At 65.8% G+C, this 21923-nt stretch carries 17 protein-coding genes and 1 tRNA gene; 13 read left to right on the top strand and 5 right to left on the bottom strand.

What is annotated here, in order from left to right; all coding sequences use genetic code 11:
• Positions 1-41: 41 nt before the first annotated feature.
• Positions 42-704: a sugar transferase gene (locus O2K97_RS11175; RefSeq protein ID WP_269219306.1), complete on the top strand. Its 663-nt coding sequence runs from the start codon at positions 42-44 to the stop codon at positions 702-704.
• Here O2K97_RS11175 and rpiA read toward each other — a convergent pair.
• A complete protein-coding gene (gene rpiA, locus O2K97_RS11170) occupies positions 701-1384 on the bottom strand; it encodes a ribose-5-phosphate isomerase RpiA (protein ID WP_269219305.1) in 684 nt (227 codons plus the stop codon). The genes O2K97_RS11175 and rpiA overlap by 4 nt on opposite strands.
• Complete coding sequence (gene glmU / locus O2K97_RS11165) at positions 1381-2733, bottom strand: bifunctional UDP-N-acetylglucosamine diphosphorylase/glucosamine-1-phosphate N-acetyltransferase GlmU (RefSeq protein ID WP_269219304.1); 1353 nt, start codon at positions 2731-2733, stop codon at positions 1381-1383. Before glmU ends, rpiA begins: the two co-directional genes overlap by 4 nt.
• A 64-nt stretch (positions 2734-2797) precedes the next feature.
• Between glmU and O2K97_RS11160 the strand changes: the two genes are divergently transcribed.
• The 3 genes from O2K97_RS11160 to O2K97_RS11150 all read left to right on the top strand — a co-directional run bounded on the left by O2K97_RS11160 (position 2798) and on the right by O2K97_RS11150 (position 5032).
• Positions 2798-3511, top strand: coding sequence for an HAD-IA family hydrolase (locus O2K97_RS11160; RefSeq protein WP_269219303.1), 714 nt, complete (start codon positions 2798-2800; stop codon positions 3509-3511).
• A gap of 100 nt (positions 3512-3611) precedes the next feature.
• On the top strand, positions 3612-4901 hold the full coding sequence (locus O2K97_RS11155; RefSeq protein WP_269219302.1) for a dicarboxylate/amino acid:cation symporter: 1290 nt from the start codon (positions 3612-3614) through the stop codon (positions 4899-4901).
• A gap of 56 nt (positions 4902-4957) precedes the next feature.
• Positions 4958-5032, top strand: a tRNA-Val gene (locus O2K97_RS11150).
• Here the strand turns inward: O2K97_RS11150 and O2K97_RS11145 are convergent.
• Entirely contained in the window at positions 4989-5984 is a 996-nt protein-coding gene (locus O2K97_RS11145) for an ROK family protein (protein ID WP_269221134.1), read from the bottom strand. The genes O2K97_RS11150 and O2K97_RS11145 overlap by 44 nt on opposite strands.
• A gap of 243 nt (positions 5985-6227) precedes the next feature.
• Between O2K97_RS11145 and O2K97_RS11140 the strand changes: the two genes are divergently transcribed.
• The 4 genes from O2K97_RS11140 (at position 6228) to O2K97_RS11125 (ending at position 9512) form a co-directional block, all read left to right on the top strand.
• Positions 6228-6368, top strand: a complete 141-nt coding sequence (locus O2K97_RS11140) for a hypothetical protein (protein ID WP_165116349.1) — start codon at positions 6228-6230, stop codon at positions 6366-6368.
• A 66-nt stretch (positions 6369-6434) separates the two neighbouring features.
• On the top strand, positions 6435-7805 hold the full coding sequence (locus O2K97_RS11135) for a class II 3-deoxy-7-phosphoheptulonate synthase (protein WP_269219301.1): 1371 nt from the start codon (positions 6435-6437) through the stop codon (positions 7803-7805).
• A 90-nt stretch (positions 7806-7895) separates the two neighbouring features.
• A complete protein-coding gene (locus O2K97_RS11130) occupies positions 7896-8471 on the top strand; it encodes a prephenate dehydratase domain-containing protein (RefSeq protein WP_269219300.1) in 576 nt (191 codons plus the stop codon).
• 282 nt (positions 8472-8753) lie between these two features.
• A complete protein-coding gene (locus O2K97_RS11125) occupies positions 8754-9512 on the top strand; it encodes a chorismate mutase (RefSeq protein ID WP_269219299.1) in 759 nt (252 codons plus the stop codon).
• A 44-nt stretch (positions 9513-9556) separates the two neighbouring features.
• Here O2K97_RS11125 and panC read toward each other — a convergent pair whose 3' ends face one another.
• Positions 9557-10417: a pantoate--beta-alanine ligase gene (gene panC / locus O2K97_RS11120; protein WP_269219298.1), complete on the bottom strand. Its 861-nt coding sequence runs from the start codon at positions 10415-10417 to the stop codon at positions 9557-9559.
• Positions 10418-10492: 75 nt separating this feature from the next.
• Here panC and O2K97_RS11115 point away from each other — a divergent pair, with 75 nt between their 5' ends.
• From O2K97_RS11115 to O2K97_RS11105, 3 genes are all read left to right on the top strand, one after another.
• Positions 10493-11152, top strand: coding sequence for an SPOR domain-containing protein (locus O2K97_RS11115; RefSeq protein ID WP_269219297.1), 660 nt, complete (start codon positions 10493-10495; stop codon positions 11150-11152).
• Positions 11153-11281: 129 nt separating this feature from the next.
• The gene (locus O2K97_RS11110; RefSeq protein WP_174085798.1) at positions 11282-12118 is read left to right on the top strand and encodes a division plane positioning ATPase MipZ; all 837 of its coding nucleotides are present in this window, start codon (positions 11282-11284) and stop codon (positions 12116-12118) included.
• A gap of 7 nt (positions 12119-12125) precedes the next feature.
• The gene (locus tag O2K97_RS11105) at positions 12126-12554 is read left to right on the top strand and encodes a molecular chaperone DnaJ (RefSeq protein WP_269219296.1); all 429 of its coding nucleotides are present in this window, start codon (positions 12126-12128) and stop codon (positions 12552-12554) included.
• Positions 12555-12557: 3 nt separating this feature from the next.
• Here the strand turns inward: O2K97_RS11105 and O2K97_RS11100 are convergent, their stop codons facing one another.
• Complete coding sequence (locus O2K97_RS11100) at positions 12558-13106, bottom strand: FKBP-type peptidyl-prolyl cis-trans isomerase (RefSeq protein ID WP_269219295.1); 549 nt, start codon at positions 13104-13106, stop codon at positions 12558-12560.
• Positions 13107-13446: 340 nt separating this feature from the next.
• On the opposite strand from O2K97_RS11100, the gene rpoB reads away from it, so the two are divergent.
• On the top strand, positions 13447-17562 hold the full coding sequence (gene rpoB, locus O2K97_RS11095) for a DNA-directed RNA polymerase subunit beta (RefSeq protein WP_269219294.1): 4116 nt from the start codon (positions 13447-13449) through the stop codon (positions 17560-17562).
• A gap of 104 nt (positions 17563-17666) precedes the next feature.
• Positions 17667-21863: a DNA-directed RNA polymerase subunit beta' gene (gene rpoC, locus O2K97_RS11090; RefSeq protein ID WP_055754901.1), complete on the top strand. Its 4197-nt coding sequence runs from the start codon at positions 17667-17669 to the stop codon at positions 21861-21863.
• The last annotated feature ends 60 nt before the right edge of the window (positions 21864-21923 follow it).

Here is a 21923-nt window from a genome sequence, read left to right as displayed (position 1 = left end):
ATCACGCAATCCCAGGTCATGATCACACTTGGGGGCGTTGAATGTCGATATCGGATTTGGCCGAGTGCGATGTCACGCCGACACGCGGTGTCGGTGCGCATCGGCGCCGCGTTCGTCCCGACCCGACCCGCGCCATGGATGTCGTGTTCGCCTTAATAGGCCTGCTTCTGACCTGGCCGCTCTTCGTTTTCATCGCCCTGGGCGTCAGGGCGCAGGACGGGGGGGCCGCGATCTTTCGCCAGCAGCGCATCGGACGCGACGGGCGAATGTTTGACTGCCTCAAGTTCCGCTCGATGAGAATGGGCGCGGAACAAGCCCTGCCGTCAGCCTCTGACCCGGAATGGCAGGCGATGCGAAAGCTGACACGCGATCCGCGCGTGACGCCGCTGGGCCGGCTGTTGCGCCTGTCCAGCCTGGATGAACTGCCGCAGCTGATCAATGTGTTGAGGGGCGAGATGTCGCTGGTCGGCCCCCGACCGATCGTGATCGATGAGGCGGCGCGATACGGACGGCGACTGGCCGACTACTGCGCGGTCCGCCCGGGCCTGACGGGGCTGTGGCAGGTCTCGGGGCGCAACGCCGTGCCTTATCCACGCCGGGTTGCGATGGATGTCTGGTTGGTCAGAAACCGGAGCATCGGGGTTTATCTCGCGATCCTGGCGCGCACGGTTCCGGCGGTGCTGAGCCGCCGGGGCGTGTCCTAGGGAAGACGTTCCTCAATGCCATCGTCCGTGCCGATGATGGCCAGGTCAGCGAGGTCCAGGAACAGCCCGTGTTCCACCACGCCGGTAATCAGTTTCAGATCGTCGGCCAGACGGACCGGATCGTGGATCGCCTTGCAGCCCGCATCATAGATCAGATTGCCGCCGTCGGTGCGAACCAGGCCGCGATCCGCCTTACGCACGCGGGCCGGCTGGTTGATGTCGTGGTCGATCAGCACATCAGCGATGCGGTTGGCCGTCGTCTTGTGACCGAAGGCCACGACCTCGATCGGCAGGGGGAAGGTCCCCAGCACAGGCACCACCTTGGCCGCGTCGGCGATGACGATGCAGCGGGCCGAGGCCTCCCACACCAGCTTTTCGCGCAGCAGGGCCGCGCCGCCGCCCTTGATCAACGCCAGACCCGGCCCGATTTCGTCGGCGCCGTCCACGGTCAGGTCGATGCGGGGCGTGTCTTCCAGCGTCGACAACGTCAGACCCAGTTCGCGCGCCAGGTCTGCGGTCTTCTCTGATGTCGGGACGCAACGCAGACCCGACAGGTTCCGCGCCGCCAACGCCTTGACGAACCAGGCGGCCGTCGAGCCGGTGCCCAGGCCGACGATCATGCCCGCCTCGACGTGGGCGGCGGCGGCCACGCCGGCGTTCTTCTTCTGGAGGTCGCTCATTTGGATTTCGCAGCCTTCTTGGCCTTGGCTTCGACCCGGAAGGCCGCGGCCGCTTCGGGTTTGACGGTCTGGCGCGCGCGGCCGAAAGCCATGGCGTCGGCGGGCACGTCCTCGGTGATGACAGAGCCGGAAGCGATCAGGGCGCCGTCGCCGATGACCACCGGGGCCACCAGGCTGGAGTTCGATCCGACGAAGGCGCCGGCGCCGACCTGGGTCTGCGCCTTGTTGAAGCCGTCGTAGTTGCAGAATATCGTCCCTGCGCCGACGTTGGCGCCCGCACCGACCGACCCGTCGCCCAGATAGGCCAAGTGATTGGCCTTTGAGCCCTCTGCCATCTTGACGTTCTTGACCTCGACGAAGTTGCCGACCTTGACCCCCGTCGCCAGGTCCGCACCGGGACGCAAGCGCGCATAGGGACCGACTTCGGCGCCGGCCGCGACACGCGCGCCCTCGATATGGCTGAAGCTGCGAATGCGCGCGCCGCCCTCTATGACCGCGCCGGGGCCGAAAACCACGAACGGCTCGATCACGGTTCCGCCGCCGATCTGAGTGTCCCAAGAGAAATGAACGGTGTCGGGCGCCGCCATCGTCACGCCGGCCGCCAGGAAGGTGTCGCGTTGCACGCTCTGGAACAAGGCTTCGGCCTGAGCCAGCTCGGTCTGGGAGTTGACGCCCATTACCGCGTCCTCCGCGGCGAAGACGGCGCGGGTCGGGTGGCCGCCCTGGCGCGCCAGAGCGACGACATCCGTCAGATAGTATTCGCCCTTGGCGTTTTCGTTTTTCACGTCGGCCAGCAGCGAGAACAGCAAGGCCGACGGGGCGGCCATGACGCCCGAGTTGCAGGCGGTGATGGCGAGGATTTCGGCCGACGCCTCCTTGGCCTCCGTGATGGCGGTCAAGGTGTCGCCGTCGACGATCAGACGGCCATAGGCGCCGGGATCGCGAGCCTCGAACCCGATGACGGTGACCCCGTCGGCATTGAACACGGGCTCGATGTCGGCGGCTTTCAGCAGGGGGACGTCGCCATAGGTGACGACCACCTCGCCGTCGAAGCCGGCAAGGGCCTGTTCGGCGGCGCGCACCGCGTGGCCGGTGCCGAGCGGCGGGTCCTGGACCGCAATGGCGGCCTCGCCCAGCCGTTTCACCACATGGGCCCGGACCTCGGGCGAGTGATTGCCGACCACGACGACGATGCGCTCGCAGCCCAGGCCTTCCGCCGCATCGATGGCGTGGTCCAACATGGCGCGGTGGGCGACGGGGTGCAGCACCTTGGGCAGCGGCGATTTCATCCGCGTGCCCTGGCCGGCGGCGAGAATGATGGCGGCGCGGGCGCGCGTCTGGCTGGTCATGAATCGTCTCGCAGTCTAGTCGTCCTGCGATCTAGCCCATCATGCGGGCCAGCGGGAGATGGGGATGAGCGATCGCGACCTGGAAGGCTGGACCATCGCCTTCGATCTGGATGGGACGCTGGTCGATTCCGCCCCGGACCTGATCGGCACGCTGAACCGGATGCTGGTCGAGGAGGGGCTGCCGCCCGTGCCGATGGAGTCCGCCTCGACCCTGATCGGATCGGGCGCACGGGCGCTGCTGGTGCACGGCTTCGAAGCCGCCGGCGCGCCGGTCGAGCGGGCAAAGTCCGACGATCTGTTCGAGCGGTTCCTGGCCGATTACGCCGCCCATATCGCTGACGGCTCGCAGCCGTTCGAGGGCGTGGTCGAGACGCTGGAGCGTCTAACCGAGCGGGGCGCAATCCTGGTTGTGGCCACCAACAAGCGTTCGGACCTGTCGGAGCTGTTGTTGGGCAAGCTGGACCTGACCCGACATTTCGCCGCCATCGTCGGGCCGGATCGGGTCAGCGCGCGCAAGCCCTCTGGCACCCATCTGAAGGAGGCCGTGGTGATCGCGGGCGGTGATCCCGAACGGGCGATCATGGTGGGTGACGCTTCGCCGGACGCGGATGCCGCCAAAGACGCCGGCATGCCCTGCATTCTGACGACCTTCGGCTTTACGCCGACACCCGTCGAAGACCTGGGCGGGGACGTATTGATCGATGCTTTCGAGGACGTGGAAGAGGCGATCGACGGCATCCTTGCCGACTTCTACGTAAGGCGGGCGCTGAAATTCTGAAGCCAGCCGACAGGAAATCTGTCGGCTGAATGATCGCTGCTGCGGTTGCGGATCGCCATGGCGATGGACAGATTGGCGCACCCCTGTTGAAAGTGCCGTCATGCTCGCTCGCTTTTTCAAGATCCCGCTGTGGCAGCGGACCGCCGCCGGCTTCATCCTCGGCATCATCGCCGGGCTGATCCTGCGCGAGCGGGCCGAGACCTGGCTGCAGCCGATCGGCGACGTTTATCTGAATCTGATCCGCATGGTGGTGGCGCCGCTGGTGCTGTTCACCATCGCCAGTTCCATCGCCAAGCTGGGGGAAGGGGCGGGGGCCGTGCGGCTGGGGGTGCGGACCATCCTCTGGTTCGCCGTCACGTCGCTGCTGGCGGTGCTGGTCGGGTTCGCCTTCGGTCACATCATCAATCCGGGCGTCGGCCTGTCCAACCTGCCGCTGGGCGAGGTCAAGGAACGGGTGATCCCGACGCCGCTGGAAGTCTTGATCGGCGTCGTGCCGACCAATCCGTTCGCCGCCCTGGCCGAAGGCAAGGTGCTGCAGATCATCTTCTTCTCGGCCCTGGTCGGCATGGCCCTGGTGGCGCTGGGCGACCGGGCGCAGGGCGTTCGGCGTCTGGTGGATGAGGGCGCGGCGGTCGTCTTCCGCATCACCCGCTGGGTGATCCAGCTGACGCCCATCGGCGTCTTCGGCCTGATCGGATCAGTCGTCGGCGGCTATGGCTGGGAGGCGCTGCTGCCCCTGGTGAAGTTCATCCTGGCCATCTACGCCGCCTGCCTGTTCCACATCCTGATCGTCTATTCGGGCCTGCTGAAGGTGCATGGGCTGAAGGTGACCAGCTTCTTCCGCGGCGCTTTTGCAGCCCAGCAGACGGCCTTTGCGACCTCGTCCTCGCTGGGGACGTTGCCGATCACCCTGCGCCAGACGGTGGAGCGGCTGGGCGTGCCCCAGGCCTATGCCGCCTTCGCCGTGCCCCTGGGGGCCAATGTGAAGATGGACGGGTGCGGGGCCATCTATCCGGCCATAGCCTCGATCTTCATCGCCCAGTATTTCAAGATCGATCTGACGCTGACCCAGTACGTCCTGATCGGCCTGACGGCGGTGCTGGGGTCGCTTGGGACCGCAGGCGTGCCGGGGACCAGCATCGTCATGCTGACCCTGACCCTGTCGACCGCCGGCCTGCCGCTGGAAGGCATCGGCTATATCGTCGCCATCGACCGGATCATCGACATGATGCGCACCGCGACCAACGTCACCGGACAGATGCTGGTGCCGGTGCTGGTGGCCAAGGAAGAGGGCATCCTGAACCAGGACATCTACAACGGTCATGTCGCCTGGCTGCCGGGCGACCCGGAAGCCGATACGCCCGAAGGCGTTCGCGCCGCCGGAATCTGAAACAGGCGCTTGCGCAGGGCCGGCGACCGGGCTATGTCGCCGCCTCCGCAAGGCAAGGACGCGTAGCTCAGCGGGAGAGCACCTCGTTCACACCGAGGGGGTCACAGGTTCAATCCCTGTCGCGTCCACCATCTCCACTTCGATTTGACCCTGGCCTTGCGTCGCCCAGTTCTTGGGCCACGCGCCCGTGACAGAACGGTAGGCGAGGGCCAATGCGCCGATCAGGCCGGCGGACACGCCCGCGGTCGGCGCCGCGATATAGGTTTTCATATCCAGACCTTTCAGGCTGGCGTCATAGCCGCCGAGCTGTCTCACCAGCGCCTGTCTGACCAGATCGTACATGTGCGGCTGCATCACGCCGCCGCCGATGATGATTCGCTCTGGCCGCAGCGTGTAGGTCAGGTTGGTGCACAGACCGGCGATATACTCCGCCGCCATCGGCCAGGCCGGATGGTCGTGAGAAAACGTCTCGGCCGCCGCGCCCCAGCGCGCTTGCAGCGCCGGCCCGCTCGCCAGGCCTTCCAGGCAGTCGCCGTGGAAGGGACAGACGCCCGAGAAGGTCTCGTCGCCCTTGGTGCGGGGCAGCCGGATATGACCGGCTTCGGGATGGTTCGCACCGCCATGCGGCGCGCCCCCGATCATCACCCCAACCCCCACGCCCGTGCCGACCGTGACATAGCAGAAGCTCTCCAGTCCTTGCCCGCTGCCGAAGAGGCGTTCGCCCACGGCCGCGCCGTTCACATCGGTGTCCAGCGTCATTGGAACATCGATGAGGCGGCGCAGACGGGCCAACAGGTTGACGTCGCTCCAGCCGGGCTTGGGCGTGCTGGTGATAGCGCCGAAATCCGGCGCGTCCGGTTTCAAGGACAAAGGGCCGAAACTGACGATCGCCAGCGCAGAAAGCCGGCCGTGCCTCGACTGGGCGTCGACGAAGAAGGCCGCGACCGCATCGAGCGTCTCGTCGGGCGATGTCGTCGGGATACGGATCTGGTCGATGATCACGCCGTCGGCGGCGGCGATGCCGCAGATGAACTTGGTGCCGCCGGCTTCGACACCGCCGAGGAGGATGGGTTGGGTCGACATGGGCGCCTGTCTTTCGGGTGCGACGAAGGTTCGCGGGACTGAACATCAAATAGGGCCAAGCGTTCGAAGCCCATGACTCTTCTAGCCCGCCTGTTCATCGCCTTCGACGCCGCCGCCAAGATTTTGACGCGCAAGGAGAGACTGCTGTGAGCCGCTTTTGCATGGTGCGCGATTTGGCGATTGCGTCTGACCGAATGCAACGCCACCTTCACCGCAAGATCACGATAAGAGACGAGGACGCCGATGGCTCGCAAACCCAACTACAGCTTTGAGCGTCAGGAACGCGAGCGCGCCGCAGCGCTGAAGGCGGCTGAGAAGGCGGCGGCGAAGGCCGAACGCAAGGCTGAAGCTGCGGCGGAAAAGTCGCCTTCTTCGGAAGACTGACATTTCGCGGCAAAATCCTCCCGGCTTTTCGTTGTTTGAATAGGCGCGAAGTCCTATTCTTGCGCGATGACACGCTGGACCCCCGAAAGCTGGAGAACCAAGACCGCCCTGCATATGCCGGCGGACTATCCGGATCCCGCCGCCCTCGCTCGGGTGGAAGACGAGCTGCGCGCCTTGCCGCCGCTGGTCTTCGCCGGCGAAGCGCGGCGCCTGACGTCGAAGCTGGCGCAGGTCGAGCGGGGTGACGCCTTCCTGCTTCAGGGCGGCGACTGCGCCGAGAGCTTCAAGGAGTTCTCGACAGACAATATCCGCGACACCTTTCGCCTGATCCTGCAGATGGCGGTCGTCCTGACCTTCGCCGGGCGCAAGCCGGTGGTGAAGGTGGGGCGGATCGCGGGCCAGTTCGCCAAGCCCCGCTCGTCGCCGCTGGAGGAGATCGACGGCGTCGAACTGCCTAGCTATCGTGGCGACATCATCAACGGCATGGGCTTCACGCCTGAAGAACGCGCGCCCGATCCGCAGCGTCTGATCCGCGCCTACAACCAGTCGGCCTCGACGCTGAACCTGCTGCGGGCCTTCGCGGGCGGCGGCTATGCCGACCTGTACAACATCCATCGCTGGACCCTGGGTTTCGCCGGAGACAACGCCGCCGGCGCGCAGTACCGCGAGCTGGCCGATAAAATCACCGAGGCCCTGGCCTTCATGGAGGCGGTCGGCGTCACGCCCGAGACCCATCCCGATCTGAGCCGGGTCGAGGTCTTCACCAGCCACGAGGCGCTGCTGCTGAACGTCGAAAGCGCCCTGACGCGTCTGGACGGCGGTTCCGGCGAATGGTTCGACACCTCGGCCCACATGCTGTGGATCGGCGAGCGCACGCGTCAGCTGGACGGCGCTCACGTCGAGTTCATGAAGGGGATCAAGAATCCCATCGGCGTGAAGTGCGGGCCGACCATGACGGCAGACGACCTGCTGCCGCTGATCGACGCCCTGAACCCTGACAATATTTCCGGTCGTCTGACGCTAATCGGACGCTTCGGTCACGACAAGGTCGGCGAGCGTCTGCCCAAGCTGATGCGCGAAGTGAAGGCCTCGGGCCGCAAGGTGATCTGGTCCATCGACCCGATGCACGGCAACACGTTGAAGGCTGGCAATGGCTACAAGACCCGGCCGTTCGACCGGATTATGGGCGAGGTGAGGACCTTCATCGACGTGGCCGAGGCGGAAGGGGTTCACCCCGGCGGCGTCCATCTGGAAATGACCGGCCAGAACGTCACCGAGTGCATCGGCGGCGCCCAGGCTGTGACGGAGGACGATCTGTCAAATCGCTATCACACCCACTGCGACCCGCGCCTGAACGCGGACCAGGCGCTAGAGCTGGCCTTCCTGGTCGCGGAGCGGCTGAAGGCCGGGCGGGTGGCGCAGTCGGCGGCGGCCTAGCCGTCGTCAGCGCCGCAAATGCGGGCCGATCCGGTCATGGTGACGCCACCGAGGCAGCGCCAGATCGATCCGAGACCGAGGGAGTGATCGATGCAATCAGCGGCTCCAACTGAGGAAAAGCCCGGCCGGGTCGCCTATCAGGGCGCGCCTGGATCGTTCAGCCATGAGGCCTGTCTGGCCCTGCGTCCTTGGGACGAGGCTGTGGCGTTCGAAACCTTCGCCCAGGCCCTGGATGCGCTGCGCTCCGGCGACTGCGGCTGTGCCCTGATCCCGGTCGAGAACTCGACCATAGGCGTGGTCGAGCCGGCGGCGACGCTGGTAGGTGGGCTTGGCGTGGAGCCCGTCGCCGAGGTCTGGCGGCCGATCCGTCATGCGCTGATGGCGGTCGACGGAGCGCGGCTGTGCGATATCCGCACGGTTGAGAGCCACCCCATCGCCCTGGCCCAGTGCAAGGACACGCTGGCCGGTTTGAATGTCGAGGTCATCGAGCATTTCGATACCGCAGGCGCGGCGCGCGACGTCGCTGAAGCGGGCGACCCGACACGGGCGGCCATCGCCCCGGTCGGCGCCGCCGAGGTGTATGGTCTGTCGATCCTGCGCAACGACTTGCAGGATTCCGGCGATAATCAGACGCGTTTTGTCCTGTTGAGCTTCCCTGAGGGTTGACGGCGCACGGTCTTTGCGTCCTTAAGACACCCACGGATCGCAATACGATCCGCACAAACCGGAACCGGACCATGTCCCGCCTGCGCGCTCTTTCTGTTTCTTTCGACCGTTCGCGCGCGGTTTCCGGCCTCTATTTCGGCTACGGCTTTTACGGCTTTCGATACGCCGGCTGAGGCGTCGGGCGCACTCCGTCCCTGACCGTCTCACCGGCGACCGCTCTGGATCAGAGCGGCTGTTCGCCCCTGCACATATCGAATCTCAGAATGCCGAAAGCCCTTTCCCATGCCCCATTCCAATCTTCAGCAAGTCTGGCCTGACATGGCCGACCTGACCCCCGAACAGCAGGCGCTGGCCGCCCTGCGCGCCGAGATCGACGGCATCGACGATCAGATCCTGGCCCTTTTCGAACAACGCCTCGCCATCGCCGCCACCGTCGGGCGCGCCAAGGACGCGCCCACCGGACCGCACACCAAGCTGCGTCCCGACCGAGAGCAGACGGTCCTCTCGCGCATGCTGAAGCAGGCCAAGCCCGAGAACGCCGAGGCGGTCGAGCATCTGTGGCGCGAGATCGTCGGCTGGGGCTTGGCGCGCCAAGGCCGGCTTCAGGTCCAGGTCTGGGCGCCCATCGAACCGACCCGCGCCTATGACGGCGCGCGCCTGCGTTTCGGGGCCGCCGCCGACATCAAGATGGTGCGCGATCCGCAGAAGGCCCTGGCCTTCGCCGCCGAGGGGCACGGCATCGCCGTGCTGGCGATCAATACTGAGGACGCCTGGTGGATGGGCCTGCGCCGCGAATGGTCGATGTTGAGCGTGTTCGACGGCTACGGCGGCGAGACGCCGACGTCTCTGGCGGTCGGCAAGATCGATCCGCCGGCTCTGCCCAAGGGCCGACGCGTGGTGGTCACCGCGGGTGGGGACGCCGGCGACGGCGGCGGCGCGCGACGCTGGGGCCTGAACACCCATCACGGCTGGACCATCGCCCTGACCGACGCCGCTCTGGCGCCAGGCGACGCCGAGGGCTGCGTCGGCGCGATCGGCTGATCTGACAGGGCCGCATCCGGCGAACGGATGCGGCCCTTGTCGTTTCAGACCGCCATATTGTCGATCAGTCGCGTCTTGCCCAGCCAGGCGGCGGCCAGGATGCGCGCGGGGGCGTCGATGATGTCGTTGCGGAACGGCGTCAGGTCCTCAGCGTGGCGGATGGCGACGTAATCGACGCGATCAAACCCGGCTTTCAGAAGCGCGGCATAGGCTTCGCGCTCGACGCCGGGCAGGGGGCGGCCGCCTGAAGCATGGACGCCAGTCTCCGCCAGAATGCCGTTCAGCCGGCGCGCGGTCTCAAGCTCGGTCTCCGACAGGTAGGCGTTGCGCGAGGATAGGGCCAAGCCCCAGCCATCCCGCTCCGTCGGCGCGCCGACGATCTCGACCGGCAGGTCCATGTCACGCACGAACCGACGAACGACCATCAGCTGTTGGTAGTCCTTCTCGCCGAAGACCGCGACATCGGGCTGGACCTGGTTGAACAGCTTGGTGACGACCAGGGCGACCCCGCCGAACATCTGTGGCCGGAAATCGCCTTCCAGACCCAGCGCCGGGCCGGCGACGGCGACGGTTGTCGCAAAGCCTTCCGGATACATCTCGTCGGCTGAGGGCGCGAACATCAGATGGCAGCCGGCGCCGGCCAGCAGACGGGCGTCTTCCTCCTGCTGGCGAGGGTATTTGCCCAGATCCTCATGCGCCGCGAACTGGGTCGGATTGACGAAGTTGGAGGCGACGACGCGGTCGGCGCGGCGTGCGGCCTCGCGCACCAGGGTCAGATGGCCTTCATGCAGGGCGCCCATGGTCGGAACCATGCCGACGCTCAGGCCTTGACGTTTCCAGTCCCGGACGATCGCCCGCAGGTCGGCGACCGTGCGGACGACAGGGAGGGGGGCAGCGTCTATCATGATGAAGCGATTAACCTTTCCGCTTAAGCCTGTTGATGCACCAGACCGAAAAGTCTGGGCTCTAGGGTCGTGCTTATGACGCCCGCAGAAGCGACCCGTCCAGTTCTGATCGCCCTGGCCTTCGCCAGCAGCCTAGCCGTCGCCGGCTGTGGCGCGGTGGACAGCGATCCCCATCGATTCAGTGCGATGGCCGAGAACGTCGCGGCGATCGACATTCCGCTCTCGACCGGTGATCGCGAAACCCGGCATGCCGTGGCTGAAAAGGCCGGACTGCGGCCTGTGCGCTTCACGCCGGTCAAGGTCGCCGTCATGGATCCCCACGCCATGTGGGACGCCCGCGACGTTCAGGCGGGGCTGCGCCCCGTCGGTGAGGATACCGGGCTGCGCGACGCGGTTGTGCGGGCTGCCTCGCCTGCTGTCATGAAGGTCGTGGCGGATGAAGCGGTTTCGCGGGTTCAGGCGCCTGTGTTGCGTCCCGCCAGTCTCACGGCGGCGCCGGAAACCGGGAGAACGATCCAGCTGGGCGCCTACTCCAGTGCGGCCGGCGCGCGTCAGGCCTGGGATCGGGTGAAAGCCACATCAGACCTGTCGGGATTGTCGCCGATCTACCAGGAGGTCGAGGTGGACGGCCGTCGCCTGACGCGGCTGAAGGTCGGTCCGATTTCGACCGAAACCGCCGCTGCGGTGTGCCGCTCCGCCGCTGTCGCCGACGCCTGGTGCGCACGCAACAGCTGACCGACCCCGGTTCGCCGTCCACAGGTCTGCGTTAAGGTTCCGTTGACGTTTGGCCCGTTGAGGCCGAGTCTCGCCGGACCTAGGACCGCGCAGTCTGAGTCGCGCGGTCGGCACAGAGGATTCCCTCGAATGACGCAGCCGCATGTGATCGTCCTCGGCAACGAAAAGGGTGGGGCGGGCAAGTCCACCCTGGCCATCCACATCGTGACCGGCCTGCTGCACGCCGGGCGCTCGGTGGCGATCATCGATCTGGACCTGCGCCAGCGTTCGATGCAGCGCTTCTTCCACAATCGTTTGGCGTGGCTGGCGGCGAACGGGCACGATCTGCCCCAGCCGTTCATTCCCGACATGGGCGACGGCAAGGCCCTGGCCAAGGCGGACGTGGCCGAACAGATCGCCACCTTCGAGCGCGCCTTCGATGAGGCGGCGGCGCGGGGCGTCGATTGCATCCTGATCGACACGCCCGGCGGCGACACGGCCGTTTCGAACGCCGCCCACGCCCGCGCCGATCAGATCGTGACGCCGATGAACGACAGCTTCGTCGACTTCGACCTGCTGGGCGACGTTGATCCGGTTACCCTGGAGCTTCTGAAACCCTCCATCTACTCCGAGAGCGTCTGGGAAGCGCGCAAGCAGCGCGCCATCGCCCAAGGCCGTCACGCCACGATCGACTGGCTGGTGGTGACCAATCGCCTCGCCGTCGCCGAAGCCCGCAACCGCAAGCGTCTTGAAGAACGGATGACCAAGCTGGCCAAGCGCGTCGGCTTCCGCGTCGGGCCGGGCCTGCGCGACCGGGTCATCTATCGCGAGCTGTTCCCGTTCGGCCTGACGGTGGCGGACCTGTCGAACGACATCCGGCCGGTCGCGGTGTCCCTGGCCCATGTCGCCGCGCGCCAGGAGATGCGCAATCTGATGATGGCGATGGGCCTGGAGCAGGTTCTCAGCCCTTTGGACGTGGCGGCCTGATCGCCTGATGGGTGTGATCTGGCTGGCCCTGGCGGCGATCGCCGTATGGGCGCTGGTGCGGCTGGGCCGACAGACCGAGCGACGCGGCCGCGCTCACTGGCGCGTGACGGCGACCCTGCTGGGCGCGGTGCTGCTGGCGGGCGGCGCGCTGGCGGCGTTTCGTGGATCGTGGCTGACGGCGGCGGCGCTGGCCGGGGCAGGACTCTATCTGGCCTGGTCCTCCCGCCTCCGACCAATCGTGAGATCCGAACCCATCAGCGAGGCTGACGCACGCGCCGTGCTGGGCGTCGGGCCAGCTGCGACCGAGGCTGAAATCCGCGCGGCATGGAAACGCGCCATGGCCCGCGCCCATCCCGATCAGGGCGGCACGGAGGGGCTGGCGACGCGCGTCAACGCCGCGCGCGATCGACTGCTGCGAAAATCCGGGCGCCGCTGATCGTCAGCCCGGCTTGACGTCCAGCAGTTCGACCGAGAAGCGCAGGGTGGAGTTGGGGGGCAGTTCGTCGCCGCCGACCCAGCGCGAGCCGTAGCCCAGCGAGGCGGGAATGACGAACTCATAGATTTCCCCGACGCGCATCAGGGCCACCCCCTCGGTCCAGCCCTTGATGACGCGGTTCAGCGGGAACTCGGCCGGTTCATTGCGGGCGTAGGAGCTGTCGAACTCGCGTCCGTCGATGAAGGCGCCGCGATAGTGGACCTTGACCATATCGGTCGCCCTGGGCTGAGCGCCCTCGGGGTGGGCCTTGCCGACGCGGCGATATTGCAGGCCGCTTTCGGTGGTGGTCCAGCCGCGCCGGGCGCCGTTCCAGGCCAGATAGGCGGCATTGCCCTGGTCCCACTGCTGCTGGGGCGTCAGTCCGGCCTCGCCCTGAACCTGGGCGGCGGCGCGCGCGGCGGCCGAAGCCGTCTCTGCATAGGTGACCGGCTGACGCGTGGCGCAGGCGGACAGGGCGAGAGCGGCGAGCAGCGGCAGAGCGATACGTGTCATAAGGCGACGCTAGATCAGGCCATCGTCGCTCGCAACGAGATTGGTCGGCTCTGTCGAAAAGGTTCCCTTGGGCCTTTATTTCGTCGCGAATGCGCGTATATGTGCGCGCTCCGCAATACTCCATATGAGTCTGCGCGCAAGCGCCGAGGCCCGGTCCGTCGCCCTCCGACCGAGCGAAGGCGCGGCTCCTTCCCAGGGAGCCGGTACATTTCAGGCGTCCTGGCCCGGCAGCGGGCCGAGGGTGGATGCCGAAACCCTGGCTGCGGACGCGGAGACGCGCGCCGTGGCTGCTGCATTTCACGCACGCCTTCCCCGGGGCGTGCGCCATGGGAAACACTGAATGACTGACGTCGCCCACGATCTCGCCATCAACGGTCAGATCGCTTCCGCCACCTCGTTCACCGGCAAGAAGCGCATCCGCAAATCCTTCGGGCGTATTCCCGAAGCGATCGCGATGCCGAACCTGATCGAGGTTCAGCGCGCTTCCTACGAACAGTTCCTGCAGCGCGAGGTCCGTCCGGGCGTCCGCAAGGAGCAGGGCATCGAGGCGGTCTTCAAGTCGGTGTTCCCGATCAAGGACTTCAACGAACGGGCCATCCTGGAATACGTCTCGTACGAGTTCGAAGAGCCGAAGTACGACGTCGAGGAGTGCATTCAGCGCGACATGACCTATGCCGCGCCGCTGAAGGTCAAGCTGCGCCTGATCGTATTTGAAACCGACGAGGAAACGGGAGCCCGTTCGGTCAAGGATATCAAGGAGCAGGACGTCTACATGGGCGACATCCCGCTCATGACGGACAAGGGCACCTTCATCGTCAACGGCACCGAGCGCGTGATCGTCTCGCAGATGCACCGTTCGCCGGGCGTCTTCTTCGACCACGACAAGGGCAAGACGCACTCGTCGGGCAAGCTGCTGTTCGCCGCCCGCGTGATCCCGTACCGCGGCTCGTGGCTCGACTTCGAGTTCGACGCCAAGGACGTGGTCTATGTCCGCATCGACCGCCGCCGCAAGCTGCCCGCCACGACCTTCCTGATGGGTCTGGGCATGGACGGCGAAGAAATCCTGAAGACCTTCTACGAGACCGTGCCTTACGAGAAGCGCGGCGAAGGCTGGGTCACGCCTTACAAGGCCGAGCGCTGGCGCGGGGTTAAGCCGGAGTTCGACCTGATCGACGCCGACACCGGCGAAGTGGTCGCCCAGGCCGGCCAGAAGATCAGCGCCCGCGCCGCCAAAAAGCTGGGTGAGACGACGACCTCGCTGTCGCTGGCCGCCGACGCCCTGGTCACCAAGTACTTGGCCAATGACGCCGTCAACTTCGAGACCGGCGAAATCTTCGCCGAGGCCGGCGACGAACTGGACGCCCCGACCATCGAAGTGCTGGAGCAAAACGGCTTCACCACCATCGAAGTGCTGGACATCGACCACGTCACGGTCGGCGCCTACATGCGCAACACCCTGCGCGTGGACAAGAACGACAACCGCGAGGACGCCCTGTTCGACGTCTATCGCGTGATGCGTCCGGGCGAGCCGCCCACCCCGGAAGCCGCCGAGGCCATGTTCAACTCGCTGTTCTTCGACAGCGAACGCTACGACCTGTCGGCTGTCGGCCGGGTCAAGATGAACATGCGTCTGGAAAGCCCCGAGGTCTCCGACGAGATCCGCGTTCTGCGCAAGGAAGACGTGCTGAAGGTGCTGCAGATCCTGGTCGGCCTGAAGGACGGCCGCGGCGAGATCGACGACATCGACAACCTGGGCAACCGCCGAGTCCGTTCGGTCGGCGAGCTGCTGGAAAACCAGTACCGCGTCGGTCTGCTGCGCATGGAGCGCGCCATCAAGGAGCGCATGTCCTCGGTCGATATCGACACGGTCATGCCGCACGACCTGATCAACGCCAAGCCGGCCGCCGCCGCGGTTCGCGAGTTCTTCGGTTCGTCGCAGCTGTCGCAGTTCATGGACCAGACGAACCCGCTGTCGGAAATCACCCACAAGCGTCGTTTGTCGGCGCTTGGCCCGGGCGGTCTGACGCGTGAGCGCGCGGGCTTCGAAGTCCGCGACGTGCACCCGACCCACTACGGCCGCATCTGCCCGATCGAAACGCCGGAAGGCCCGAACATCGGCCTGATCAACTCGCTGGCCACCCACGCGCGCGTCAACAAGTACGGCTTCATCGAGAGCCCATACCGTCGCGTGAAGGACGGCCAGGCCCAGGGCGAGGTGGTCTACATCTCGGCCATGGAAGAGTCGAAGTACACGATCGCTCAGGCCAACATCGAACTGAAGAACGGTCAGATCGTCGAGGACCTGGTCCCCGGCCGGATCAACGGTGAATCCCAGCTCCTGAACAAGGACGCTGTGGACATGATGGACGTGTCGCCAAAACAGGTCGTTTCGGTCGCCGCCGCCCTGATCCCGTTCCTGGAAAACGACGACGCCAACCGCGCGCTGATGGGCGCCAACATGCAACGTCAGGCCGTGCCTCTGGTGCAGTCGGACGCGCCGCTGGTCGGCACCGGCATGGAAGCGGTCGTGGCCGTGGACTCCGGCGCCGTCGTGGTCGCCCGTCGTGACGGCGTCGTCGAACAGATCGACGGCACCCGGATCGTCGTGCGCGCCACCGGCGACGTGGACGCCGCCCGCTCGGGCGTCGACATCTACCGCCTGTCGAAGTTCCAGCGCTCGAACCAGTCGACCTGCATCAACCAGCGCCCGATCGTGCGCGTGGGCGATCAGGTGAAGGGCGGCGACGTCATCGCCGACGGTCCGTCGACGGACCTGGGCGAACTGGCTCTGGGCCGCAACGCCCTGGTCGCCTTCATGCCCTGGAACGGCTACAACTTCGAAGACTCCATCCTGATCTCCGAGCGCATCGTGCGCGACGACGTCTTCACCTCGATCCACCTGGAAGAGTTCGAAGTCGCCGCCCGCGATACGAAGCTTGGCCCTGAAGAAATCACGCGCGACATCCCCAACGTCGGCGAGGAAGCCCTGCGCAACCTCGACGAAGCGGGCATCGTGGCCATCGGCGCCGAGGTTCAGCCGGGCGACATCCTGGTCGGCAAGGTCACGCCGAAGGGTGAAAGCCCGATGACGCCGGAAGAAAAGCTGCTGCGCGCCATCTTCGGCGAGAAGGCTTCGGACGTGCGCGACACCTCCCTGCGCCTGCCGCCCGGTGTCGCCGGCACCATCGTCGACGTTCGCGTCTTCAACCGTCACGGCGTCGACAAGGACGAGCGCGCCATGGCGATCGAACGCGCCGAGATCGAGCGTCTGGGCAAGGACCGCGACGACGAGCTCAAGATCCTCGAGCGCAACGTCTATGGCCGCCTGAAGCCGCTGATCGTCGGCAAGAACGCCGTGTCGGGGCCCAAGGGCATCGGCCGTGGCGAACTGACCGACGAGAAGCTGGCCGAGGTCAGCCGTGGTCTGTGGTGGCAGATCGCCCTGGACGACGAAAAGGCCATGGGCGAGCTGGAAGCGATGAAGCGCCAGTTCGAGGACGCTCGCAAGCAACTGGACCGTCGTTTCGAAGACAAGGTCGAGAAGCTGCAGCGCGGCGACGAACTGCCCCCCGGCGTGATGAAGATGGTCAAGGTCTTCGTGGCCGTGAAGCGCAAGCTTCAGCCCGGCGACAAGATGGCCGGCCGTCACGGCAACAAGGGCGTCATCTCCAAGATCCTGCCGATCGAGGACATGCCGCACCTGGAAGACGGTACGCACGTCGACGTCGTTCTGAACCCGCTGGGCGTGCCTTCGCGCATGAACATCGGCCAAATCTTCGAAACCCACCTGGGTTGGGCCGCCGCCGGTCTGGGCAAGCAGATCTCCGGTCTGCTGGAAGCCTGGCAAGGGGGTGGTCAGAAGCAGGCTCTGGTCGAGCGTTTGACCGAAATCTACGGCCCGGAAACCCCGCTGCCGGAAGATGAGGAAGAACTGGTCGAACTGGCGAAGAACCTGTCCAAAGGCGTGCCCTTCGCGACCCCGGTCTTCGACGGCGCGCACATCGGCGACATCGAGCGTCTGCTGGAAGAGGCGGGGCTGAACAAGTCGGCCCAGTCGATCCTGTACGACGGTCAGACCGGCGAGCAGTTCAAGCGTCCGGTCACGGTCGGCTACATCTACATGCTGAAGCTGCACCACCTGGTCGACGACAAGATCCACGCCCGCTCCATCGGCCCGTACTCGCTGGTCACCCAGCAGCCGCTGGGCGGCAAGGCGCAGTTCGGCGGTCAGCGCTTCGGGGAAATGGAGGTCTGGGCTCTGGAAGCTTACGGCGCCGCCTACACCCTGCAGGAGATGCTGACGGTGAAGTCCGACGACGTGGCCGGCCGGACCAAGGTCTACGAGGCTATCGTCCGTGGCGACGACAGCTTCGAGGCCGGCATTCCCGAGAGCTTCAACGTGCTCATCAAGGAAATGCGTTCGCTGGGTCTGAACGTGGAGCTGGGGAACAGCTGATCCGGATCACGAGCCCCTCTCTCGCCACGGCGGGGGAGGGCGATCCCTCCGCTTTTCTCCGTTCTGAATAATTTTCGCGGGTCAGCCCCGCAGAAGGAATCAAGATGAACCAGGAAGTCCTGAACATCTTCAACCCGGTCCCGGTCACCCCGACCTTCGACCAGATCAAGATCGCTTTGGCCTCGCCCGAGAAGATCCGTTCGTGGTCGTTCGGCGAGATCAAGAAGCCGGAAACCATCAACTACCGTACGTTCAAGCCCGAGCGTGACGGCCTGTTCTGCGCGCGTATCTTTGGCCCGACCAAGGACTACGAATGCCTGTGCGGCAAGTACAAGCGCATGAAGTACAAGGGCATCATCTGCGAGAAGTGCGGGGTCGAGGTTACCCTGGCCCGCGTTCGCCGCGAGCGCATGGGTCACATCGACCTGGCTGCGCCGGTCGCCCACATCTGGTTCCTGAAGTCTCTGCCCAGCCGCATCTCGCTGATGCTGGACATGGCGCTGAAGGACGTCGAGCGCGTCCTGTACTTCGAGAACTACATCGTCACCGAGCCGGGCCTGACCCCGCTGAAGCAGAACCAACTGCTGACCGAAGACGAGTTCTATCGCTACCAGGAAGAGTTCGGCGATGACGGCTTCACCGCCGAGATCGGCGCCGAGGCCGTCCGCAACCTGCTGATGGGCATCGACCTGAATGCGGAAGCCGAAAAGCACCGCGCCGAGCTGGCCGACAATCCCTCGGAGATGAAGGCCAAGAAGGCGTCCAAGCGCCTGAAGCTGATCGAGGCCTTCCTGGAATCGGGCAACAAGCCCGAGTGGATGATCCTGACGATCGTGCCGGTCATCCCGCCGGAACTGCGTCCGCTGGTGCCGCTGGACGGCGGTCGTTTCGCGACCTCCGACCTGAACGACCTGTATCGCCGCGTCATCAACCGCAACAACCGCCTGAAGCGCCTGATGGAGCTGCGCGCACCGGACATCATCATCCGTAACGAAAAGCGGATGCTGCAGGAGTCCGTCGACGCCCTGTTCGACAACGGCCGTCGCGGTCGCGTGATCACGGGCGCCAACAAGCGTCCGCTGAAGTCGCTGGCCGACATGCTGAAGGGCAAGCAGGGCCGCTTCCGTCAGAACCTGCTGGGCAAGCGTGTCGACTATTCGGGTCGTTCGGTCATCACCGTGGGTCCGGAACTGAAGCTGCACGAGTGCGGCCTGCCCAAGAAGATGGCGCTGGAGCTGTTCAAGCCGTTCATCTATGCGCGCCTGGACGCCAAGGGCCTGTCGGGCACCGTCAAGCAATCCAAGCGCATGGTCGAGCGCGAGCAGCCCGCCGTCTGGGACATCCTGGACGAGGTCATCCGCGAGCACCCGGTTCTGCTGAACCGCGCGCCGACGCTTCACCGCCTGGGCATCCAGGCGTTCGAGCCCAAGCTGATCGAGGGCAAGGCCATCCGCCTGCACCCGCTGGTCTGCACCGCCTTCAACGCCGACTTCGACGGCGACCAGATGGCCGTTCACGTCCCGCTGAGCCTCGAGGCCCAGCTGGAAGCGCGCGTCCTGATGATGTCGACCAACAACATCCTGTCGCCCGCCAACGGCAAGCCGATCATCGTGCCGTCGCAGGACATCGTTCTGGGTCTGTACTATCTGTCGCTGGTCAAGGACGGCGAGCCGGGCGAAGGCAAGCTGTTCGCCAACATCGGCGAGATCGATGCGGCGTTGGACGCCAAGGTCGTCACCCTGCACACGCGCATCAAGGCGCGCTGGACGGAACAGGACGCCGAAGGCAATGAGGTGACCAAGGTCATCGACACGACGCCGGGCCGGATGAAGCTGGCGGCCCTGCTGCCGCGCAACCCGAACGTCGGCTATCGCCTGCTCGAGAAGAACCTGACCAAGAAGGAAATCGGCAATCTGATCGACGTGGTTTATCGCCACTGCGGTCAGAAGGCGACGGTCATCTTCGCCGACCAGATGATGGGCCTGGGCTTCCGCGAAGCCGCCAAGGCCGGCATTTCGTTCGGCAAGGACGACATCGTGATCCCGGCCAAGAAGGTCGAACTGGTCGCCGAGACCCGCACCCAGGTCGAGGAGTACGAGCAACAGTACGCCGACGGCCTGATCACGCGCGGCGAGAAGTACAACAAGGTGGTCGACGCCTGGTCCAAGGCCACGGACCGGATCGCCGACGCCATGATGGGCGAGATCGCGCAACCGCGCGTGCTGATCGAGGGTGAAAACCCCGACATCAACTCGGTCTTCATGATGGCCAACTCCGGCGCCCGTGGTTCGCAGGCCCAGATGAAGCAACTGGGCGGCATGCGCGGCCTGATGGCCAAGCCGTCCGGCGAGATCATCGAGACGCCGATCACCTCGAACTTCAAGGAAGGCCTGACCGTCCTTGAATACTTCAACTCCACCCACGGCGCCCGTAAGGGTCTGGCCGACACTGCGCTGAAGACCGCCAACTCGGGTTACCTGACCCGCCGTCTGGTGGACGTGGCGCAGGACTCCATCGTCACCGAGCAGGATTGCGGCTCGACGCGCGGCATCACCCTGCGTGCGGTGATGGAAGGCGGCGACGTGCTGGTCTCGCTGGGTCAGCGCATCCTGGGTCGTTATGCGGCCGAGGACATCAAGGAGCCGGGCACCGATACCGTCCTGTTCCCCGCCGACACCTATCTGGTGGAAGAAGTCGCCGAGGCTGTCGAGGCTGCGGGCGTTCAGTCGGTCAAGGTCCGTTCGGCCCTGACCTGCGAGGCCGAAGCCGGGATCTGCGCCCACTGCTACGGCCGTGACTTGGCGCGCGGCACCAACGTCAACATCGGCGAAGCGGTCGGCGTCATCGCCGCCCAGTCGATCGGCGAGCCGGGCACCCAGCTGACGATGCGGACCTTCCACATCGGCGGTACGGCTCAGGTGGCGGAAACCTCCTTCATGGAGGCGACCAACGCCGGTACGGCCAAGGTCACCGGCCCGACCGTCGTCGCGGCCCACGGCGACCTGGTGGCCATGAGCCGCAACGTCATTGTGACAGTGGTCGTGGACGGCAAGGACCGCGAGACGCACAAGGCTCCTTACGGCGCCCGCATCCGCGTCAAGGACGGCGACGAGGTCAAGAAGAACCAACGCCTGGCGGAGTGGGACCCCTACACCACCCCGATCCTGACGGAAGTCGGCGGCGTCGTGCGCTTCGAGGACCTGGTCGAAGGCCTGTCGGTCAAGGAAGAAACCGACGAAGCGACGGGTATCGCCCAGCGCGTCGTCAGCGACTGGCGCGCCAGCCCGCGCGGCTCGGACCTGCGTCCGGCCATGGGCGTCACCCTGGGCGACGCCTACGCCAAGCTGTCGTCCGGTTCGGACGCCCGCTATCTGCTGCCGGTGGGCGCGGTTCTGTCCGTGTCGAACGGCGATGAGGTCAAGCCGGGCGAGATCATCGCTCGCGTTCCGACCGAAGGCGCCAAGACCCGCGACATTACCGGCGGTCTGCCGCGCGTAGCCGAACTGTTCGAAGCTCGCCGTCCGAAGGACTGCGCGGTCATCGCCGAGATGGATGGTCGCGTCGAATTCGGCCGCGACTACAAGAACAAGCGTCGCATCAAGATCACGCCCGAGCCCAACGCCGATGGCGTGCAGGGCGAACCGGTCGAGTTCCTTATCCCGAAGGGTAAGCACATCTCCGTCCACGACGGCGATCTGATCCAGAAGGGCGACTACATCATCGACGGCAACCCGGATCCGCACGATCTGCTGCGCATTCAGGGCGTCGAGGCGCTGGCCGAGTATCTGGTGAACGAAGTGCAGGAGGTCTATCGACTGCAGGGCGTGCCGATCAACGACAAGCACATCGAAGTCATCGTGCGTCAGATGCTGCAGAAGGTGGAAGTGCTGGATTCGGGTGAAACCACCTTGATCCGCGGCGACACCGTCGAAGTCGCCGAAGCCGTTCTGGAAAACGCCAAGGTCGAGAAGCGTGGCGGCCGTCTGGCCACCACCCAGCCCGTCCTGCTGGGCATCACCAAGGCGTCGCTGCAAACCCGCAGCTTCATCTCGGCGGCGTCCTTCCAGGAGACCACTCGCGTCCTCACCGACGCCTCGGTCCACGGCAAGAAGGACATGCTGGAAGGCCTGAAGGAAAACGTCATCGTCGGCCGCCTGATCCCGGCCGGCACCGGCGCCTACCTGCGCAGCCTGCAGAAGATCGCCAACGAGCGTGATGCAGAACTGACCTCGGCTCTGGAAGAGGCGATCGAGCCGCTGCCGGCCGATCTGCAACTGGAGCTGGAGAGCAGCGAAAGCTGATCTCACGCTTCTCGAGCGAAGATACGAAGAGGGCGGCGCCGGCGACGGCGCCGCCCTTTT

Source organism: Brevundimonas vesicularis, assembly GCF_027105095.1.
Lineage (GTDB): Bacteria > Pseudomonadota > Alphaproteobacteria > Caulobacterales > Caulobacteraceae > Brevundimonas > Brevundimonas vesicularis_E.
Note: the sequence above shows the minus strand (reverse complement) of the source record. Positions and strands in the feature narration are given on the sequence as shown.

Bases quoted from the DNA above. Each gene is read 5' to 3' on its own strand.
- O2K97_RS11175 (WP_269219306.1), top strand. From the start codon at position 42: ATGTCGATATCGGATTTGGCCGAGTGCGATGTCACGCCGACACGCGGT.
- rpiA (WP_269219305.1), bottom strand. From the start codon at position 1,384: ATGAGCGACCTCCAGAAGAAGAACGCCGGCGTGGCCGCCGCCGCCCAC.
- glmU (WP_269219304.1), bottom strand. From the start codon at position 2,733: ATGACCAGCCAGACGCGCGCCCGCGCCGCCATCATTCTCGCCGCCGGC.
- O2K97_RS11160 (WP_269219303.1), top strand. From the start codon at position 2,798: ATGAGCGATCGCGACCTGGAAGGCTGGACCATCGCCTTCGATCTGGAT.
- O2K97_RS11155 (WP_269219302.1), top strand. From the start codon at position 3,612: ATGCTCGCTCGCTTTTTCAAGATCCCGCTGTGGCAGCGGACCGCCGCC.
- O2K97_RS11145 (WP_269221134.1), bottom strand. From the start codon at position 5,984: ATGTCGACCCAACCCATCCTCCTCGGCGGTGTCGAAGCCGGCGGCACC.
- O2K97_RS11140 (WP_165116349.1), top strand. From the start codon at position 6,228: ATGGCTCGCAAACCCAACTACAGCTTTGAGCGTCAGGAACGCGAGCGC.
- O2K97_RS11135 (WP_269219301.1), top strand. From the start codon at position 6,435: ATGACACGCTGGACCCCCGAAAGCTGGAGAACCAAGACCGCCCTGCAT.
- O2K97_RS11130 (WP_269219300.1), top strand. From the start codon at position 7,896: ATGCAATCAGCGGCTCCAACTGAGGAAAAGCCCGGCCGGGTCGCCTAT.
- O2K97_RS11125 (WP_269219299.1), top strand. From the start codon at position 8,754: ATGCCCCATTCCAATCTTCAGCAAGTCTGGCCTGACATGGCCGACCTG.
- panC (WP_269219298.1), bottom strand. From the start codon at position 10,417: ATGATAGACGCTGCCCCCCTCCCTGTCGTCCGCACGGTCGCCGACCTG.
- O2K97_RS11115 (WP_269219297.1), top strand. From the start codon at position 10,493: ATGACGCCCGCAGAAGCGACCCGTCCAGTTCTGATCGCCCTGGCCTTC.
- O2K97_RS11110 (WP_174085798.1), top strand. From the start codon at position 11,282: ATGACGCAGCCGCATGTGATCGTCCTCGGCAACGAAAAGGGTGGGGCG.
- O2K97_RS11105 (WP_269219296.1), top strand. From the start codon at position 12,126: ATGGGTGTGATCTGGCTGGCCCTGGCGGCGATCGCCGTATGGGCGCTG.
- O2K97_RS11100 (WP_269219295.1), bottom strand. From the start codon at position 13,106: ATGACACGTATCGCTCTGCCGCTGCTCGCCGCTCTCGCCCTGTCCGCC.
- rpoB (WP_269219294.1), top strand. From the start codon at position 13,447: ATGACTGACGTCGCCCACGATCTCGCCATCAACGGTCAGATCGCTTCC.
- rpoC (WP_055754901.1), top strand. From the start codon at position 17,667: ATGAACCAGGAAGTCCTGAACATCTTCAACCCGGTCCCGGTCACCCCG.